General features: G+C 69.0%; 22 protein-coding genes. 14 read left to right on the forward strand and 8 right to left on the reverse strand.

Going from position 1 to position 18786, the window contains the following annotated elements:
• Nucleotides 1-33: 33 nt before the first annotated feature.
• The gene (locus KF889_06610; GenBank protein MBX3499099.1) at nucleotides 34-1044 is read left to right on the forward strand and encodes a dipeptide ABC transporter ATP-binding protein; all 1011 of its coding nucleotides are present in this window, start codon (nucleotides 34-36) and stop codon (nucleotides 1042-1044) included.
• Here KF889_06610 and KF889_06615 read toward each other — a convergent pair whose 3' ends face one another.
• Nucleotides 1045-1887, reverse strand: coding sequence for a PhzF family phenazine biosynthesis protein (locus KF889_06615; GenBank protein ID MBX3499100.1), 843 nt, complete (start codon nucleotides 1885-1887; stop codon nucleotides 1045-1047).
• A 113-nt stretch (nucleotides 1888-2000) separates the two neighbouring features.
• Between KF889_06615 and KF889_06620 the strand changes: the two genes are divergently transcribed.
• Genes KF889_06620 through KF889_06645 form a run of 6 tightly spaced genes read left to right on the forward strand, consistent with a single transcriptional unit; the run spans nucleotide 2001 to nucleotide 6081 of the window.
• Nucleotides 2001-3296 (forward strand): glutamate-5-semialdehyde dehydrogenase, encoded by a 1296-nt coding sequence (locus tag KF889_06620; protein MBX3499101.1) that lies wholly within the window; start codon nucleotides 2001-2003, stop codon nucleotides 3294-3296.
• A 2-nt stretch (nucleotides 3297-3298) separates the two neighbouring features.
• A complete protein-coding gene (locus KF889_06625) occupies nucleotides 3299-3820 on the forward strand; it encodes a hypothetical protein (GenBank protein MBX3499102.1) in 522 nt (173 codons plus the stop codon).
• A 4-nt stretch (nucleotides 3821-3824) separates the two neighbouring features.
• The gene (locus KF889_06630) at nucleotides 3825-4421 is read left to right on the forward strand and encodes a nicotinate-nucleotide adenylyltransferase (protein MBX3499103.1); all 597 of its coding nucleotides are present in this window, start codon (nucleotides 3825-3827) and stop codon (nucleotides 4419-4421) included.
• Nucleotides 4422-4434: 13 nt separating this feature from the next.
• Nucleotides 4435-4848, forward strand: coding sequence for a ribosome silencing factor (rsfS, locus tag KF889_06635; GenBank protein ID MBX3499104.1), 414 nt, complete (start codon nucleotides 4435-4437; stop codon nucleotides 4846-4848).
• Nucleotides 4848-5306, forward strand: coding sequence for a 23S rRNA (pseudouridine(1915)-N(3))-methyltransferase RlmH (rlmH, locus tag KF889_06640; GenBank protein ID MBX3499105.1), 459 nt, complete (start codon nucleotides 4848-4850; stop codon nucleotides 5304-5306). The genes rsfS and rlmH overlap by 1 nt, the downstream gene beginning before the upstream one ends.
• Nucleotides 5307-5322: 16 nt before the next feature.
• Nucleotides 5323-6081 (forward strand): SDR family oxidoreductase, encoded by a 759-nt coding sequence (locus KF889_06645; protein ID MBX3499106.1) that lies wholly within the window; start codon nucleotides 5323-5325, stop codon nucleotides 6079-6081.
• A gap of 4 nt (nucleotides 6082-6085) precedes the next feature.
• On the opposite strand, the gene KF889_06650 is transcribed toward KF889_06645, so the two are convergent.
• From KF889_06650 to KF889_06680, 7 genes are all read right to left on the reverse strand, one after another.
• Entirely contained in the window at nucleotides 6086-6577 is a 492-nt protein-coding gene (locus KF889_06650; GenBank protein ID MBX3499107.1) for a tetratricopeptide repeat protein, read from the reverse strand.
• Between the two features lie 94 nt (nucleotides 6578-6671).
• The gene (locus KF889_06655; GenBank protein MBX3499108.1) at nucleotides 6672-8336 is read right to left on the reverse strand and encodes an adenylate/guanylate cyclase domain-containing protein; all 1665 of its coding nucleotides are present in this window, start codon (nucleotides 8334-8336) and stop codon (nucleotides 6672-6674) included.
• A gap of 9 nt (nucleotides 8337-8345) precedes the next feature.
• A complete protein-coding gene (gene arsC, locus KF889_06660; protein ID MBX3499109.1) occupies nucleotides 8346-8711 on the reverse strand; it encodes an arsenate reductase (glutaredoxin) in 366 nt (121 codons plus the stop codon).
• A gap of 11 nt (nucleotides 8712-8722) precedes the next feature.
• Complete coding sequence (locus KF889_06665) at nucleotides 8723-9175, reverse strand: hypothetical protein (protein ID MBX3499110.1); 453 nt, start codon at nucleotides 9173-9175, stop codon at nucleotides 8723-8725.
• 34 nt (nucleotides 9176-9209) lie between these two features.
• Entirely contained in the window at nucleotides 9210-9770 is a 561-nt protein-coding gene (locus KF889_06670) for a RecX family transcriptional regulator (protein ID MBX3499111.1), read from the reverse strand.
• The gene (locus KF889_06675; protein ID MBX3499112.1) at nucleotides 9767-11314 is read right to left on the reverse strand and encodes a methylmalonyl-CoA carboxyltransferase; all 1548 of its coding nucleotides are present in this window, start codon (nucleotides 11312-11314) and stop codon (nucleotides 9767-9769) included. The genes KF889_06670 and KF889_06675 overlap by 4 nt, the downstream gene beginning before the upstream one ends.
• Before the next feature lie 152 nt (nucleotides 11315-11466).
• Nucleotides 11467-12117 (reverse strand): HAD-IA family hydrolase, encoded by a 651-nt coding sequence (locus tag KF889_06680; GenBank protein MBX3499113.1) that lies wholly within the window; start codon nucleotides 12115-12117, stop codon nucleotides 11467-11469.
• 280 nt (nucleotides 12118-12397) lie between these two features.
• On the opposite strand from KF889_06680, the gene KF889_06685 reads away from it, so the two are divergent.
• From KF889_06685 to KF889_06715, 7 genes are all read left to right on the forward strand, one after another.
• Nucleotides 12398-13045, forward strand: a complete 648-nt coding sequence (locus KF889_06685) for a TetR/AcrR family transcriptional regulator (GenBank protein MBX3499114.1) — start codon at nucleotides 12398-12400, stop codon at nucleotides 13043-13045.
• 69 nt (nucleotides 13046-13114) lie between these two features.
• A complete protein-coding gene (locus tag KF889_06690) occupies nucleotides 13115-13813 on the forward strand; it encodes a TetR/AcrR family transcriptional regulator (GenBank protein MBX3499115.1) in 699 nt (232 codons plus the stop codon).
• 66 nt (nucleotides 13814-13879) lie between these two features.
• On the forward strand, nucleotides 13880-15085 hold the full coding sequence (locus KF889_06695) for a hypothetical protein (protein ID MBX3499116.1): 1206 nt from the start codon (nucleotides 13880-13882) through the stop codon (nucleotides 15083-15085).
• Between the two features lie 24 nt (nucleotides 15086-15109).
• Entirely contained in the window at nucleotides 15110-16252 is a 1143-nt protein-coding gene (locus KF889_06700; GenBank protein ID MBX3499117.1) for a hypothetical protein, read from the forward strand.
• A gap of 49 nt (nucleotides 16253-16301) precedes the next feature.
• Entirely contained in the window at nucleotides 16302-16736 is a 435-nt protein-coding gene (locus KF889_06705; GenBank protein MBX3499118.1) for a hypothetical protein, read from the forward strand.
• A gap of 14 nt (nucleotides 16737-16750) precedes the next feature.
• On the forward strand, nucleotides 16751-16900 hold the full coding sequence (locus KF889_06710) for a hypothetical protein (protein MBX3499119.1): 150 nt from the start codon (nucleotides 16751-16753) through the stop codon (nucleotides 16898-16900).
• Nucleotides 16901-16906: 6 nt separating this feature from the next.
• Nucleotides 16907-18739, forward strand: a complete 1833-nt coding sequence (locus tag KF889_06715) for a carbamoyltransferase (GenBank protein MBX3499120.1) — start codon at nucleotides 16907-16909, stop codon at nucleotides 18737-18739.
• Nucleotides 18740-18786: the final 47 nt, after the last annotated feature.

Genomic DNA, 18786 nt, shown 5'->3' on the forward strand with positions numbered 1-18786 from the left:
CTCCCCGCCTTCGCGGGGAGAAGGAGAACTGCCATGAGCGACGCCCCCAGCCTGGAAGTGCGCGACCTGGTCAAGCACTTCCCCATCCACAGCGGCCTGCTGCAGCGGCGCACCGGTGCGGTGAAGGCGGTCGACGGCGTGAGCTTCGCCATCCGCCGCGGCGAAACGCTGGGTCTCGTCGGCGAATCCGGCTGCGGCAAGTCGACCGTCGGCAAGACCGTGCTGAAGCTGATCGAGCCGACGTCCGGCCAGATCATGCTTGACGGCGAGGACGTCACGCATCTCTCGCCGGGCCGCATGTGGCACCACCGCCGGCGCATCCAGACAGTGTTCCAGGACCCCTACTCCTCGATGAACCCGCGCCTGAAGGTCGGCACCATCGTCGGCGAGCCGCTGGAGAATTTCGGCATCGCGGCGGGCAAGGAGAAGGATGAGCGGGTCGCCCAGCTGCTGCAGCGCGTCGGCATGCGGCCCGACGCGATGGGGCGCTTCACCCACGAATTCTCCGGCGGCCAGCGCCAACGCCTGGGCATCGCCAAGGCGCTGGCGGTGAACCCCGACGTGATCGTCGCCGACGAGCCGGTCTCGGCGCTCGACGTCTCAGTGCAGGCGCAGGTGCTGAACCTGATGATCGACCTCCAGGACGAGTACCAGCTCGCCTATCTCTTCATCAGCCACGACCTGGCGGTGATGCGTCACATCAGCCACCGCATCGCCGTGATGTATCTCGGCCGCATCGTCGAGCTGACCGACAAGCGCACGCTGTTCTCGATGCCGATGCATCCCTACACCGAGGCGCTGCTCTCGGCCGCACCGGTGCCGGATCCGGCGAAGAAGAAGGCGCGGCGCGTCATCGTGCAGGGCGACGTGCCCAGCCCGGCCAAGCCACCACCGGGCTGCCACTTCCACACCCGCTGCCCCTACGCCCTGCCCAGGTGCAAGGTCGAGGTGCCGCCGCTAATCGAGGTGGCGCAAGGCCACCATGTGGCGTGCCTGCGCCGGCCGGTAGGTGCGTCGCCCGAGCCGCTCACGCCGACGGCGTGATCAGACCGTCACGCGACCCTCGATGCAGGTGACTGTGCGGCCACCGATCCAGATGTCCTCGCCGTCCTGCTCGACATGCACGCGGCCGGCGCGGCCCAGCGCAGTGCCCTGGCTCGCCACATAGGCAGGCGGGGCAAGGCCGGCGCCGATCATCCATTGCGCGAGGCCGGCGTTGAGGCTGCCGGTCACCGAATCCTCGGTCGAGCGGCTGGGCACGAAGGCGCGCACCTCGAACTGTGCCTCGCTGCCGTCCGCCTTGGGATCCCACGGGCCGACAACGCCGGGCTTCAGGTCCGCCATCGCCGCATGGTCGGGCCGCAAGGCCAGCACCGCCGCGCGACTCTGCAGCATCACGCCGATCCATCCCGGACCATTGTCGCACCATTGCGACGCCTTGATCGCCGCGCGCTCGATGCGCAAGCCGTTGGCGATGCGCTCGAGCGTCGGCTCGTCGACATCGCCTGCGCGGCGCAGTGGCGGCGCGGCGAAGGCGAGGCGCTCGCCGTCGCGCTTGATGCGGATCAGGCCGGCGGCGCATTCCTGCACGACGTGGCCGCCCCTGGGGGCATTGCCGGCGTTCAGCCACACCTGGCAGCTGCCCAGGGTGGGATGGCCGGCAAAGGGCAGCTCGCGCTCGGGCGTGAAGATGCGCACGCGGTAGTCGGCGCCGGCTTGCGTCGGCGCGAGCAGGAACGTGGTCTCGCTGAGATTGGTCCAGTTGGCGAAGGCCGCCATCGCCGCGTCCGACAGCCCGTCGGCCCCGATCACGACGGCCAGCGGATTGCCCTTGAGCGGGGCGGAGGCAAAGACATCGACCTGCTGAAAGGAGAACGATCCGCCCATGGCTGGCTCCCGGTCTGGCGGGCGCATTCTGGCCGTGGGACGCTGTGGAACGGACCGGCAACTTGTCCCTGATGTCGGCGCACAATATAAGACCCGCCAGAGGGACATCAGGCATGAACGCCCAGGCCCAGACATTGGCCAAGCCAGTCGAATCGGATGTCGCGGCCCTGATCGCCGACATGGGCGCGCGCGCCCGCGCCGCGGCGGCGTCGCTGCGCGTGGCCCCGAGCGCGGCCAAGAACGCCGCCCTGGTCGAGGCGGCGCGGCTGATCCGCGCCGAAGCCGGGGCGATCCTCGAGGCCAATGCCCGCGATATGACGGCGGCGCGCGGGCGCGGCCTCAGCGCCGCCCTGCTCGACCGGCTGGAGCTCAGCCCGTCGCGCGTCGAGGCCATGGCGCACGGGCTCGACGACATCGTCGCCCTGCCCGATCCCGTCGGCCAGATGATCGAGGAATGGTCGCGGCCCAACGGCCTGAAGATCGCCCGCGTGCGCGTACCGATCGGCTGCATCGGGGTAATTTATGAATCGCGGCCCAACGTCACCGCCGATGCCGGCGCGCTCTGCCTGAAATCGGGCAACGCCGTGGTCCTGCGCGGCGGCTCGGAGAGCATCCATTCCTCGCGCGCCATCGTCGCGTGCCTGCGCCGCGGCCTCGTCGAGGCCGGGTTGCCGGAGGATTGCGTGCAGCTGGTGCCGACCACCGATCGCGCCGCGGTGGGCGAGATGCTGCGCGCCACCGGGCACCTCAACCTGATCGTGCCGCGCGGCGGAAAGGCGCTGATCGAGCGCGTGATGGCCGAAAGCCGCGTGCCGGTGCTCAAGCATTTCGACGGGCTGTGCCACGTCTATGTCGATCGCGACGCCGACATCGCCATGGCGCGCGACGTGGTGGCCAACGCCAAGATGCGTCGCGTCGGCGTCTGCGGCGCGGCCGAGACGCTGCTGATCGACCGCGCGGCGCTCAGCACGCACGCTAGGCCGGTGATCGACCGGCTGATCGAGCTGGGCTGCGAGGTGCGCGGCGACGCCGAGGTGCGCCGGCTCGACGACCGCGTCGGCGAGGCCAGCGAGCAGGACTGGCGCACCGAGTACCTCGCGCCGATCATCTCGGTCGCGGTGGTCGACGGCGTCGCGGGTGCCGCCCGGCACATCGCGACCTACGGCTCGGGCCACACCGAGTCGATCGTCACCGACAACGCCGCCACCGCCGAGCGCTTCCTGGCCGACGTCGACAGCGCCATCGTCATGCACAACGCCTCGACGCAGTTCGCCGACGGCTTCGAGTTCGGCCTGGGCGCGGAGATCGGCATCTCGACCGACCGCCTGCACGCGCGCGGGCCGGTCGGGCTGGTCGAGCTGACCACCTACAAGAACATCGTGCGCGGCGCCGGCACGATCAGGCCCTAGGCATGCGACCTCTCCTGCGGGCCGCCATCGCCGCGGCGCTGTGCATGGCCACGCTGTCCGCCTTGGCCGCGCCCAGCGACCGCAAGCCGCCGCGCGGCTATCCCTTCGTGCGCATCGACGCCGGCCCGGGCCGCACCAACGGACCGGTCGAGACCAACGTCGTGCCGCTGTGGCCGATCCGCTCGTGCTTCGGCTGGGTCGTGGTGCTGCGCGGGCCCGATCGCCTGGTCGAGATGACCGAGAAGCAGTTTGCGCCCGGTCCGACGCGCTTCACCGGCAGCGATTTCACGATCGGTCCGAATTCCGACTCCACGACGATGATCAGGCGCATGCCGGTGGTCGGCGGCAAGCTGAGCCACACCTGGTGCGTCAATGATGCGGACCCGCCGGGCGAGTGGCGCTTCGAGATCTATGTCGACGGCGTCTTCGTCGCCGAGTTCCGCTTCTGCGGCATCAAGCTGCCCGAGGGTCAGCCGTTCAGGCTCGAGGAGCTGGCGTGCCGCAACACGACTCCGTCTTCCTGAGCGCATGATCCGCTCCACGCCGCGCCTCACGGACCGGCGCATCGGCCTGCTCGGCGGCTCTTTCAATCCGGCGCACGAGGGTCATGTGCACGTCTCGCTCGAGGCGCTGAAGCGACTCGGCCTCGACGAGGTCTGGTGGCTGGTCTCGCCGCAGAATCCGCTGAAGGCGGCGACCGACATGGCGGGCCTGGACCGGCGCATGGCGCGTGCCCGTGCGATCGCCGCGGCGCATCGGCGCCTGCGCGTCACCGACCTCGAGCGCGCGCTGGGCACACGATACACCATCGATACGGTGCGCGCGCTGCGCCGGCATCATCCGCGCGCGCGCTTCGTCTGGCTGATGGGCGCCGACAACCTCAAGCAGTTGCCACGCTGGAAGGACTGGGCCGCCCTGGTCGAGGCGGTTCCCATCGCGGTCATCGACCGGCCGGGCTTCGCGCCGGCGGCGCTTTCCGGTGCGCCGGCGCACCGATATGCTGGGGCGAGGCTGCGGCCCGGTGCGGCACGTTCGCTGGCCGATCGCGCCCCGCCTGCCTGGACTTTTCTCTACACGCGGCTGAACCCGCTTTCGGCCACGGCGTTACGCAACCACGAGACCTGACCTGGAGATCGCCATTCCCACCCGCCCCAAGACCGCCAACGCCCAGTCGACCGCACTCAGGGACCTGATCGTGGCGTCGCTCGACGACGACAAGGCCGAGAACATCGTGGCGCTGAACATCGCTGGCAAGACGGCGATGGCCGACTGGATGGTGATCGCCAGTGGCCGCTCGACGCGCCAGGTCGCGGCCATGGCCGACCATCTGCTGGAGAAGCTGAAGGAGGCCGGGCACCGCGCCTCGAGCGAAGGCAAGTCGGTCGGCGACTGGGTGCTGGTCGACGCCGGCGACGTGATCGTGCACGTCTTCCGCCCGGAGATCCGCGAGCTCTACCAGCTCGAGCGCATGTGGTCCTTCCCGGACGAGGAGACCGAGGCCAGGCCCAAGCGCAAGCGCAGGAAGGCGGCGCCCGCCGAGGATGCCGCCTGATCCGCCTGACCGTCGCCGCCGTGGGCCGCGCGCGTGCCGGGCCGGAGCGCGATCTCTACGAGCAGTATGCGCGGCGGATCACCTGGCCGCTCAGCCTGCGCGAGGTCGAGGAGCGCCGCCGACTTTCACCTGCTGAGCTGATGATTCGCGAGGGTGAGCTGCTGCGCGGCGCCTGCCCGCCGGGCGCGACGCTGGTCGCGCTGGACCGCCGCGGCAAGTCTCTCGACAGCACCGGCTTCGCCGCGCGACTGGGCAGGTGGCGTGACGACGGCGTGGCCGATGTCGCCTTCCTGATCGGCGGCGCCGATGGCCACACGGAATCACTGCTCAAGGACTGCGCGCTCAGCCTGTCCTTCGGCGCCATGACCTGGCCGCACCTGCTGGCGCGCGCCATGCTGGCCGAGCAGATCTACCGCGCCCAGCAGATCCTCGCCGGCCATCCCTATCACCGCGCATGATCGTCGGAGCCCCAGCATGACATCGCTCACCCGCGCCATCCTCGTCACCGGCGCGTCCTCGGGCATCGGCGCCGCGACCTGCGCGGCGCTGGCGGCGCCGGGCGCCGGCATCGCCATCCATGCGCGCAAGAACCTCGAGGGCGCCCAGCGCATCGCCCAGTCGGTCGAGCAGGCCGGCGCCGTGCCGATGATCGTGCAGTGCGATCTCGCGCAGCCCGAGGCGGCGGTGCAGCTGGTCGACAACGTCGGCAAGCATTTCGGCCGGCTCGACGTGGTGGTCAGCAACGCCGGCTTCGCCGACCGCCGGCCGATCGGCGAGATCGACCGGCCGGGTTACGATGCCTCGATCGCCAGCATGCAGAACGCCTTCTTCGACCTGCTGGGCGCGGCGCGGCCATGGCTGGAGAAGGCGACGCATGGCCGGGTCGTGGCCGTGTCGTCCTTCGTCGCCCACGCCATGGGCCGCGGCCTGCCGGTCTTTCCCGCCACGGCCGCGGCCAAGGCCGGCATCGAGGCCATGGCGCGCGCCTTTGCGGTGCAGGTCGCGCCCTATGGCGTGACGGTGAACTGTGTGGCGCCGGGATTCGTCGAGAAGGACCCCGGCACGCATTCGGCGCTGACACCGGGCCGGCGCGCCGAGTTGGAGCGCATGATCCCGGCCGGCCGCTACGGCAAGCCCGCCGACATCGCCGCCGCCATCGCCTTCCTGTGCTCGCCCGCCGCATCCTACATCACCGGGCAGACGATCCACGTCGATGGCGGCGTGACACTGTAGGCGGTCAGCCGGTTGGCTTGCGGCCTCTTTTGTAGTTGTCGATGGCGCTCTTCAGCATGCGGTGCTCCTGGCAGCCGAAGACGCAGAACGAGTCGAGACGCTTGAGCAGGATCTCGGCGTTGGGCAGGTCGTCGAGCATCAGATAGGCCTCGCCCATGTACTCGTGCGCGCCCAGGTGCTTGGGGTCGATCTCCAGCGCCTTCTGGTAGTGCGCCAGCGAGCCGCGCGGATTGCCGGACTTGCGCGTCGCGAAGCCGAGCAGGTTCCAGGCGTTGGCGTTGCGTGGCTCGGCCTGCGTTACCCGGGTCAGCGAGGCAACGGCGCCGGTATAGTCCTTGCGGTCGATCGCCGCCTTGCCATTGGCGAAGTCGGGGTTGGCCGGCTTGGCGGCACTGGGAGCCCCGCTCGAACCGCCGGCGGCGCCGGCGGATGTCGCGGGCAGCGCGAGGGCGGCCGCCATCGCGGCAGCGCAGGCGAAACGGAACGTCGGATGCATGGTCCCTCCGTGTTTGGGCGTGGCCACAATAGTACCCCCGATTCTCGACGATTGTGCCCCGGGGCACAGCCGCCCACACGACTTCGTGACGCCGTCAGGTTTCCGCCAGCAGCGCCGCCTCCTTGACCACGTGCACGCGCAGGCGCTCCTCGCGGCCGCGCACCTCGACCTCGTGACGCTCGCCGACATCGAGCCTCACGCCGGCGAGGTCGAGCAGGTCCTGCGAGACCACCAACTGGGCGGCGAATTCCTTGCTCTGCGCCTCCAGCCGGCTGGCGGTGTTCACCGAATCGCCGATCGCCGTCAGCGTCGTGGCCCGGCCGTGGCCGAGATCGCCGACGATCGCCGGTCCGGCGTGGATACCGATGCCGATGCGCAGCGGCTTGTCGATCTCGCCGGAAAGCGATTCGTTGAAATCCTCGATCGCGAGCCCGATGCGCCGTGCCGCGTCGAGCGACTGGCGCGCCGCCTGGGCGCCGTCGACATCGAGGCCGAACAGCGCCATCACGCCGTCGCCGATGAACTTGTCGACGCGACCACCGGCGTCCTCGATCGCCTGGCCGACGGCGCGAAAATAGCGGTTGAGGATGAACACCACGTCGTAGGGCAGGCGCTTCTCGGAGAACGCCGTGAAGCCGCGCAGGTCGACGAACATCACCGCGATCATGCGCTCGCCGCCGAGCGACAGCTTGGTGCCGGAATAGGCGTCCGACGGCTGCGCCCCGGCCGGCAGCAGCGGCGCCACGCGGTATTCGCCCGGCGGCGGCCTGAGCTGGCAGGCCAGGCGCACGTTGGCCGGCGCGCCGAAGCGCGACAGCACGCGCTGCTCGGCGGCGTCGGGCGGCGGCAGCTTCGCGACGTCGGGCCCGACGATGCGCACGCGGCAGGTCGAGCAGCGGCCGCGACCGCCGCAGACCGAGGCGTGCGCGATGTTGTTGAGCCGGCTGATGTCGAGCACCGACAGACCGGGATGCGCCACGACGCTGCGGCCGCTGGCATAGGTCAGACGCACCTCGCCGGCGCGCCGCGCCACCCAGCTCCTGACGCGGCGCGCACCCAGCACGCCGAGCAGCAGGCCGGCGCCGGCAAGTTTCAGCCCGTCCGACAGGCCGTAGATCTGCGCGACCTCCTCGTCGGTCGGCGGGTTCGTGGTGCGGACGGCGGCGCGGAAGAGCTCGCTGTCCTGCTGTCGCAGCTCGATCAGCTTGCCGACGCCGACGCCGACACCGGCCAGCGACAGTGCCGGCACCACCAGGGCCGCGCCGTAGAGCCAGGGCAGCGCCGCGAGGTACCACGGCCGCAGCCGCCAAAAGAAATGCAGGCCGATGCATCCATGCACCCACACCACCAGCAGCAATCCGCTCTGGCGCGCCGCCGCCCATGGATCATCGACCATCGGCAGCAGCACCCAGAGGTAGTTGGTGTAGACGCCGTAGAACTCGTGCGCGACGCGCGTGCCGACGAAATGCGTCATGCCCAGCGGCACGATCGACAGGCCGAGCACGAGCTGCGCCCACTCCCAGCGCGTCAGCCTGAGCGAGCGGCGGCGGAACAGCGCCCACAGGGTAAGCGCGATGTGCACGGCGAACGCGCCGTAGAGCAGCACGGTACCCGGCGGGCTTTGCCAGATCGGGGCGAAGACGCCCATCACCGCATCGGCAGCCTGCACCGAGGCCAGCAACAGGGCATGGTTGATCAGATGCACCGTGGCATAGGCGAAGAGCACGATGCCCGACCACAGCCGCAGGCGCGCGATCATGGGTGTTCGCTATTTCGGCAGGATCGACAACGCCGCCTCGGGCGGCCGGCCGATCGCCGCCTTGCCGCCGGACACGACCACCGGCCGCTGCAGCAGGATGGGATGCCGGGCGATCAGCTCGACCGCGTCCTGGCGCGTGAGCGTCGCGGCCTTTCTGCCCGACGCCTTGAACGCCGCCTCGCCGTCGCGCACCAGCGTGCGCGGCTCGACACCGAGCTGATCGAGCAGGGTCTCGACCTCCTGCTTCGAAGGCGGTTCCTTCAGGTACTCGCGCACCACCGGCTTGACGCCCCGCTCGCGCAGCAGCGCCAACGTCTCGCGCGACTTGGTGCAGCGCGGGTTGTGCCAGATGACGACCGTCCTGCCCGTTGCCATGTCGCGCCCTTTCAGCGGCACTTGTACTGCCACGGCGTCTCGTTGCCGTTGCCGGTGAAGCGACCGTCCTTCACGGAGTAGGCGCCGTCCGGTCCGCGATTCCAGATCGCACGCAGCCGGTCCGGCCTGTCGCGCATCAGGGCGAAGGTGCGGATCTGACCGCCGAGCGACTGGAAGTCGGCCACCAGGGTCAACGAGCCATCCGGGTTGATCGTCGCGTCGGTGATCTCGTTGCTGTCGTTGCGCCGCGGATCGCCGTAGTCGCGCTCGGTCATGACCTTGCCGCCCATCCACTCCACGTAGCCGATATGGATGTGGTTGCCGCCGGGCGGCCGGCCGCATTCGACCGACCAGATGCCCAGCAGGCCCCATTGCCGCACCGTCTCGGCGACCGCGCCGCCCTTCTTGCTGCTCTGCTGCGGCGACTGCGCGAGAGCGGGCGCCAGCCCGATCGCGAGGCTCATCACAATTGCAGCCATCCGCACGATCGACATCGCTTTACTCCCGCAGCGCGTCCTCATCCTTGGCGTCGATGACGCGGCGCGCAAGCCCCAAGGCGAAGCCGGCGCGGCCCATCGCCGCCAGGTGCTTGTCGCGCCGCTCGCGCCGGATCGCGGGATCGGCGAAGGGCCCGAGCCTTCGCCGCCGCGCCAGAGCCACGGCGGCGGCGAACTCGCCGTCACCGTCAGTCGCGTCGCGCAGGCTCGCCAGCGCGCGATCGACGTCGTCACGCCCGACGCGCGCCAGCGCCAGCTTCTCGCGGATGCGCCGTTGCGAGGTGCCGCGGCGGCTGAGCGAGTCCGCCTTGTGCTCGGCGAACCGGCGGTCGTTCAGGACACCCGCCCTTACGTATTTCGCGACGATGCCGTCGATCACCGCCTCGGCGCCGTCCACGACCGGCGCCTCGGCATGACGCGCCTTGCGCACGCGGCGCTGCAGCACGTCGCGCAGCCGGCCGGCGGAGCTGGCGTAGCGGTCGACATAGGCGGCCGCGATGTTCTCCAGCCGCTTCACCGTGATCGGCTTGACCGGGCGGCGCCTCGAAGGCCCCTCACTCACGGTCGGTAGCCGAACGATCGCGGCCCGGTCCGGCGCATCGGCGCGGCAAGGTTGGCGAAGTCGCACAGCAGGCGGCGCGTGTCGCGCGGATCGATGATCTCCTCGACGCCGAAGGCCTCGGCGGTGCGGAAGGGCGAGCGCACCTTATTGAGGCGGGCGAGGATCTCGGCCATGTGCGCCGCGCGATCCGGCGCCGCCTCGAGCTCGGCGCGGTAGGCGGCCTCGATGCCGCCCTCGACCGGCAGCGAGCCCCAGTCGCCCGACGGCCAGGCGTAGCGGAAATTGTAGTGGCCCCAGTTCTGGTGCGCAGCACCCGCGACGCCGAAGGCCTTGCGGATCAGGATCGAGCACCACGGCCCCTTGGCCTGGTAGATCGCCGTCATGGCGCGCGCGCCGTGGCGGATGGTGGCGGCGGTCTCGGCGGCGACGCCGATGACGAAGCCCGGGCAGTCGACGAAATGCACCACGGGCAGGTGAAAGGTCTCGGCGAGATCGACGAAGCGCGTCACCTTGTGCGCGGTATCGGCGGTCCAGCCGGCGGCATAGAAATACGGATCGCCGCCCAGCACGGCGACCGGCCAGCCATCGATGCGCGCCAGCCCGGTGATCATCGAGCGGCCGTAGAGCTTGCCGATCTCGAAGAAGCTGTCCTGATCGACGCACGACCGGATGATGGCGCGCATCTGGTAGACCTTGCGCCGGTCGCGCGGCACGAGGTCGATCAGCTTCGGATCGGCGCGGTTGGGATCGTCGGTGATCGGCCCGCGCGCGGCGAGGCCGTCGATCGAGGACGGCAGGTAGGACAGGAACTTGCGGGTGCGCGCGAAGGCCTCCTCCTCGCTCTCGACCTCGTCGTCGACCGAACCGTTGCGGCAATGGATGTCGGTGCCGCCCAGCTCCTCCTTGGTCACCGGCTCGCCCAGCCGCGCCACGACCGGCGGGCCGGCGGCGAACATCTGCGAGATGCCCTTGACCATCAGCGAGTAGTGGCTGGTGACCAGACGCGCAGCGCCAAGGCCCGCGACCGAACCAAGGCCGAGCGCGACCACGGGCACCTTCGAGAGGTTGTCGCAGACCTCCTCCCAGCCGGGATTGCGCGGCACGTAGGTGCGGCCGGTATCCTCGTACGACTTCACCGAGCCGCCGCCGCCAGTGCCGTCGACAAGACGCACGATGGGGATGCCGAGCTCGCCAGCCATCCGCTCGGCGATCACCTGCTTCTCGTGGATCGCCGCGTCGGCGGCGCCGCCGCGCACGGTGAAGTCGTCGCCGCCCACCGCCACCGGCCGGCCCTCGATGCGGCCGCGGCCGCAGACGAAGTTCGAGGGCTGGAAATCCAGCAGGTCGCCGTTGTCATCGTATTGCGCCTTGCCGCCCAGCGCGCCGATCTCGTGGAAGCTGCCGGGATCGAGCAGCCGGTCGATGCGCTCGCGCACCGTCAGCTTGCCGCCGTCGTGCTGGCGCTTGATCTTGTCGGGCCCGCCCATGCGCCGTCCCATCGCCTCGCGGCGGCGCAGTTCGTCGATCTCCGGCTGCCAGCTCATGACCCGCTTCCTTTCGTGCATTGCGCCCCTGCGGCTGCGCCCTTGCTATGGTTTCACATGGCTGGACGGCTTTCGTTGCCTTGCCGCGCCCCTATTCCGGTGATGATCCCACGGCTTGGTCGAAATCGGTATTTCCACCTCTACGGTGGTCGTCACCGCAGCGTAAAGCCAACCATCGCTTCGAGTTCGGCGATGGCGAGTGCGGGATCGCCGACCTTGATGGTGCGCATGCCCATCGCCCGCGCCGGCTTCAGGTTGATGCCGAGGTCGTCGAGATAGACGCAGGCCTCGGGCTCGACTCCCAACAAGTCGCACGCATGTCGGTAGATGCGCGGGTCGGGTTTGCGCATGCCGAGCCGGCTCGACTCCACGACATGCTCGAACAGGTCCATGATCTCAGATACCTGACGCGCCCGCTCGGCCGAAGCAGCCATGCCCGGTCCATCGCCCGCCTTCATGTTGTTGGTGATGCATGCGACCCGGTGACGCGATCGTACCCGCCTGAGCGCCTCGACCATCTCCGGGCGGATCTCGCCGCTGATCGAGGCCAGCACGCGTCGGCCATCGATCCGGTGTCCGGCAGCCTGCGCCTCGGCTTCGAAGGCGACGACGAACTCCTCGCGGCTGATGTCACTTCTTTCCATTCGTGCCCAGGCATTGCTGTCGGGGTTGCGGGCATTCAATCCACGAATGAAATTTTCGGGAAGGCCGGCTTCGCGCTCGTACGCGGCGAAGGCGTCGAATGGCGAGCTCAGAATCACGCCACCAAAATCCCACAACACGGCCTCGATCTTTTCCGGCATTCACTGATCTCCGCACAAGGAATGACTGACGTGACGCATGCTAATGGCCAGAGGACTTGATCCGAACACAAAGCCCGACTAGATGGCGCGCATCGTCGATATCCCGCCGTCCAGACGCGCTATGGTGGGTAGCGTATCGCCGCGTGCGAGGTGGCGCGAGCGACACGACGGACGGTGCACCGCGTCCTTCCGATCTGCAGACGGCAGCCAGCCGCTGGAGAGTTGAGCCCGGGATCCCGCGATTCCGGGCCTTGCAGCCGTTTTGGAGATATTCCTGATCATGTCGATTCACGCCGCCCCCGAGACGCCCGACACGCCGCGAATCGATGGCCGCAACCTCAGGGCCGAGAGCACCCGTCGCAAGATCATTGTTGGTGCCCGTGCGCTGGTCGAGGAGCAGGCCCGCCTGCCCAAGGTGGCCGATGTCGCACGGCGCTCTGACGTCTCGGTGCGCTCGGTATTCCAGCACTACCAGGATGTCGAGACGCTGTTCCTGGCCGTGGTCGACGCGATCGCCGATGATCTGGACGAGGTACCGCAGGATATCGACATCAGCGGCCCGCTTCACGAGCGCGCGCAGCGACTGAGCCAGCGGCAAGCGGCGGTGTACGAGCGGGTGATGCCCGCCGTCCTCGCCAGCCGCCAGCTCAACCCGCCGCCCGCTGCCCTGCTCGAGCGGGCCGAACGTCGCCGGTCGCTGCTAAGGCATCATCTGGAAACAATTTTCCATCCTGAACTCACTTCACTGACGAGCACGGCGCGGGCCGAAACAATCATCGAACTGATGGCAGTGGCGGACTGGGATTGCTGGATCGCCTTGCGCCAACGTCAAGGAATGGCCCCTGAGCAGGCTGCAACCACTATGGGTCGATTAGTCCTTGCTGTTCTATGGTCAGCAACAAATAACGCTGGATTGATGATGACTTAACACTTTGCCTCGGCGGCGAAGGATAACGTGGCCCGATATTGCAGTTAAAATTTATATTTAAGGCGTAACATGAGCAATTATTGGATGGTCGATGACCCCACCATCCGGCTTGATCGGCCCATCGTAACCGATCCCAAGCCGGTGCAGGCCGCCAAGGTCGACGGACGTACGCTCAGGTCCGAAAGGACCCGCGAGCGCATCGTAGGCGCCGCCCTCGACCTGATCCGCGAGGGCGAGGCCCAGCCGCGCACGGCGGTGATCGCCGATCGCGCCGGGGTTTCCGTTCGCTCGATTTTCCAGCACTTCGCAGATACAGAGGCGCTGTTCATTGCCGTCGCCGACCGCGTCGTGCGCGATGTCCTGAAGCTGGCCCGGGCGATTCCCGAATCGGCCTCGCTCGACGATCGCGTCGCCGCCCTGCTCGAGCAGCGCGCCGAGATCTGCGAGACCTTGATGCCGCTGTTGCGCTCGGCCGCGATCCACCAGTCGGGCTCCGCCTCGCTGGCCGAGCGCGCCCGTGCCGGCCGCATGTATGCCCGCTTCCGCTCCGAGCAGGTGCTGCGGCCCGAGCTCGACCGGCTGCCGCCCGCGGTCCGCCAGGAGACCCTCGACGCGCTGACCGCGGCGATGGACTGGGAGACCTGGGCCAACCTTCGCCTGCAGTACGGCCTGGAGCCGCGTGGCGCGGCGTCGGTGATGCGTCGCATGCTGGTCTCGATCCTGGGTCATGCCCTGGCCGAGGCGGGCACGTCCCGGGCCGCCGAGTAGAAACAGAGCAGGTAGCGCGGCCTTACGCGGCTTGCCTCGTCCCGGTCGCCGGGATAGTGACGGGGCATGCAATCCCTGTTGCGCGCGGCGCTGCACTGGTTCCTGCTCGCCGCGGTGATCGTCTCCGGTATCGCGATCGGTATCCTGGCGTTGCGCTCGATGATGTGGGCGGCGGTCTTCGCTGCCGTCGGCGCAGTAGTCGCGGCCGTCTTCCTGAACACCCGGGCGGTCCGCAACACCGCCGTCACATTCATCACCGTCTTCGTTTGCCTGCTGATCGGTGAAGGGGTGGTCGCCTACAGCCAGCGGCCCCCTGACCCTCCCGCCAACGGCAATGCGGGACCGGCTGCGCCGATTGCCAACCTGCTCCCGCGCTTCGAGCCGGAATCCCTGTTCGTTCCCGACCCGGCGCTGGGCTGGAAGCTGCGCCCGTCCTCGGTGATCCGCGCCGTGCGCGCCCGCGGCAACCACACCATCTACGACGCCCGGTACACGATCGATGCGCGCGGCCAGCGCGTGACGCCCGATAGCAATCCAGACGGCGAGACAGTGCTGTTCATGGGCGATTCGTTCATGTTCGGCGACGGCCTGCCCGACACCGCGACGGTGCCGCAGCTCTTCGCGGTCAGTTCCGGGCGCCGCTTCCACGTGATCAATCTCGGCGTGTCGGCCTACGGACCGCACCAGGTGCTGCGGCAGATCGAGGAGCGCGTGGTCGACCGCGCCATCGCCGGCCGAGGCAAGGTGCGCGGTGCCGTCCTCTATTTCAATGACGACCAGCTGCCGCGTGCCGCCGGCGACAAGGCCCAGGAGTGGTGGTGGAGGGTCGCGCCGCAGTATGAGCGCACCGCCGACGGCCTGCGGCTGGTCGGCACCGCTGCCGAGGTGTGGGACCGCCGCGGGTCGGTCGAGCGCGCCGTCGCGGAAGCAGTGAAAGGTTCGACCATCGCCCCGCATGTCAGGCGCATCGTGCGCGTCTACCCGCAGCTGAAGCTGTCGGAGGCCATTGTCGGGCGCATCCGCCAGCTGATGCGCGAGCGTTACGGCGTCGAGCTCACGGTGATCTACTGGAGCAAGGACCCGTCGCGCTTCTATCCGACGACCATCTCCTGGATGATCGAGCGGACCGGCGCTCAGTTGCTGTTCATTCCCGATCTGATGCCTCCTGCCGGCCTCACCCTGGAGACCGCGCTGATCCCCGAGGATGGCCATCCCAACCAGCGCCTCAACCAGGCGATCGCCGATGCGCTGGCGCGGCGCATGGCACCCTAACGGCGGCCTGGCCGGCGAACCGTGATGCGCTCGCTGCTGCACTGGCTGATCCTGCTCGTCGGCTTGACCGCCGCCATCGCGGCCGGGATCGGCCTGATGATGTCGGTGATCGCCGGCGTCGCGCTGGCGGCGGCCGCCGGCGTGGCGGTGGCGGTGCTCGCGCCCGTCAAATCCGCCCGCAACGCCGCGACCGTGGCCAGTGCCCTGTTGCTCGGGCTGCTGGCTGCCGAGGCGGTCCTCGGCCTGACGGCCGCCCCGCCCGCCGAGACCGCGGTGCGGCGCTTCGACGGTTCGCTCTATGTCACCGATTCCGGGTTGGGCTGGACGCCGCGGCCGTCCGCGACTGTGCGCACCTGGCGCGAGCGCGCGGGCCGCGTCATCGACGAGGCGACCTACACCATCGATGCGCGCGGCCTGCGCGTTACGCCGGGCGGCGATGGCGCCGACGAGACGGTGCTGTTCCTGGGCGATTCCTTCATGTTCGGCGAGGGCATCGGCGATGCCGACACCTTGCCGGTACGTTTCGCGACCGAGACGGCGGGCGCCTTCCACGTCGCCAATCTGGGGGTTCCCGGCTACGGCCCGCATCACGTGCTGCTGCAGCTGCAGACCGGTCGTGTCGACCGCGCGGTCAAGGGCAGGGTGCGCGCGGCCTTCCTGTGGGTCATCGACGATCACCTGGCGCGCGCCGCGGGCGACAAGAAGGGCTGGCTCGACGCGCCGCAATACGAAGTCCAGCAAGACGGCAGAGCGCGCCACACCGGCAACAAGGGCGACGCCGAGCGGCGGCGCAGCAGGAGCGCGCTGCACATCAGCGCCGCCTTGCGCGAGTCCGAGCTCGCCAATCTGCTGTGGCCGATCCTGCGCAGCCCGTACCAGATCAACCTGTTCGAGGCGCTGCTGCGACAGATTCGTGAGGAGGTCGGGCGGCGCTATGGCGTCGATCTCGTGGTTCTGTACTGGACCGAAGATCACGCCTGTGGCCTGTACCGGCCCCGGGTCGCGGCGGCCATCGAACGGGCCGGCGGGACGCTGATCCTGGTGCCCGAGGTGCTGAAGCAGGCCGGGCTGACGCCGGCGCAGATGCTGATCCCCGGCGACGGGCATCCGGCCCCGCCGCTCAACGACTTCCTGGCCAAGCTGCTCGCCCGGCGATATGCGGGCTGAGCTGATGTATCATGGCGCCGAGCGCCCAAGCGGAGGGAGATGAACCGGGATGGCGGCACGCCACGGCTTGCATGAGGATTTGACGCGCGAGGAAGAGGTCCAGGGCAGCTCGAACCGCTCGTTCGGGCTGGTGTTCACCGGCTTCTTCGCCATCGTCGCCGCCATCTCGGCGTGGCGGCACGGCTGGATGTGGCCGTGGGCAACCGGCATCGCGGCGGCGTTCCTGATCGTCTCCTTCGTCGCCGCCGGCCTGCTGGCGCCGCTCAACCGAGCCTGGATGAAGTTCGGCCTCCTGCTGGGCCGGATCGTCGCGCCGGTCGTGCTCGGCCTGCTGTTCTTCCTCTCGGTGGTGCCGATCGGCCTGATCATGCGGGCACGCGGCAAGGATCTCTTGCGCCTGAAGTTCGACCGCGGCGCCTCGAGCTACTGGATCGAGCGCACGCCGCCGGGCCCGCCGCCCGAGACGATGCGCAAGCAATTCTGAAGGGATTGGCTGAAATGTGGTTCTTGAAAGAGATCTGGGACTTCCTGAAGGTCCGCAAAAAGTTCTGGCTGCTGCCGATCCTGATCATGATGGTGCTGCTGGGCGGCCTGCTGGTGCTGACCAAGGGCAGCGCGATCGCGCCCTTCATCTACACGATCTTCTGAGAGCCGATGCGCATCCTGGGCCTCTCCGCCTTCTACCACGACAGCGCCGCGGCGCTGGTCGTCGACGGCACCCTGGCGGCGGCGGCCCAGGAGGAGCGCTTCACGCGCAAGAAGCACGACGCACGCTTTCCCGAGCATGCCGTCGCCTATTGCCTGGATCACGCCGGCCTGAAGCTCGCCGACATCGACCACGTCGCCTTCTACGACAAGCCGTTCCTGAAGTTCGAGCGGCTGCTGGAGACCTATCTCGCCTTCGCCCCCAGGGGATTCCGCTCCTTCAGCATGGCCATCCCGCTGTGGCTGCGCGAGAAGCTGTTCCAGAAGACCCTGCTGCGCGACGAGCTGAAGAAGCACGCGCCCGACTTCGACTGGCAGAACAAGTTGCTGTTCGGCGAGCACCACCAGAGCCACGCGGCGTCCGCCTTCTTCCCCTCGCCCTTCGAGGAGGCCGCCGTGCTGACCATGGACGGCGTCGGCGAATGGGCGACGACGTCGTTGGCGCACGGCAAGGGCCACGATCTGGAGATGTTGCGCGAGCTGCACTTCCCGCACTCGATCGGCCTGCTCTACTCGGCCTTCACCTACTACACCGGCTTCAAGGTGAACTCCGGCGAGTACAAGGTGATGGGCCTCGCGCCCTATGGCGAGCCGCGCTTCCTGCAGACCATCCTCGACAACCTGGTCGACCTGAAGGAGGACGGCACCTTCCGCCTCGATCAGTCGTACTTCGACTATTGCACCGGCCTGCGCATGACGAACGCGAAGTTCGATGCGCTATTCGGTGGCCCGGCGCGCACCCCGGAGAAGCTGCTGACGCAGCGCGAGATGGACCTCGCCGCCTCGGTACAGGCGGTGACCGAGGAGATCGTGCTGCGGCTGGCGCGCTCGGTGCGCAAGGAGACGGGCCTGAAGAACCTGTGCCTCGCCGGCGGCGTGGCGCTGAACTGCGTCGCCAACGGCAAGATCCATCGCGAGGGCATCTTCGACCAGGTCTGGGTGCAGCCGGCGGCGGGCGACGCCGGCGGCGCGGTCGGCGCGGCCTTCGCCGCCTATCACGGCTTCCACCGCCAGCCGCGCCGGCTCAACGGCGCGCTCGACGGCATGGCCGGCTCCTATCTCGGCCCGAGCTACGACGCGGATGCGGCGTCGCGCCTGCGGGCGGCCGGCGCCGTCGTGCACGAACTCAGCTACGAGGCGCTGATCGAAGCCACGGCCGAGGCGCTGGCCGGCCAGAAGGCTGTGGGCTGGATGCGCGGGCGCATGGAGTTCGGCCCGCGCGCGCTGGGCGGCCGCTCGATCCTGGGCGACGCGCGCTCGCCCTCGATGCAGAAGATGCTCAATCTCAAGGTGAAGTACCGCGAGTCGTTCCGGCCCTTCGCCCCGGCGGTGCTGCGCGAGGACGTCGGCCGGTACTTCGAGTTCGAGGCCGACAGCCCCTACATGCTGATGGTCGCACCGGTGCGCCCGGAGCGCCGACGCGAGATGACATCAGAAGAGCAGGCGCTGTTCGGCATCGACAAGCTCAACGTGCCGCGCTCCGATATCCCGGCCGTCACGCATGTCGACTACTCCGCGCGCATCCAGACCGTGCATCGCGAGACCAACGCGGCCTATCACGATCTGATCGCGCGCTTCCGCGCCAAGACCGGCTGCTCGGTGATCGTCAACACCAGCTTCAACGTGCGCGGCGAGCCGATCGTCTGCACGCCTGAGGACGCCTTCCGCTGCTTCATGGGCAGCGAGATCGAGGTGCTGGTGGTCGGCAACTGCATCCTCCTGAAGGAGGAGCAGGATCCTGCGCTGAAGATCGACTACAAGGACGACTTCGAGCTGGATTAGAGCTCGGAGGGTACACATGCCCTCTGTCATCGCGAGCGCAGCGAGGG

The organism is Alphaproteobacteria bacterium (assembly GCA_019635875.1).
Lineage (GTDB): Bacteria > Pseudomonadota > Alphaproteobacteria > Reyranellales > Reyranellaceae > JAFAZJ01.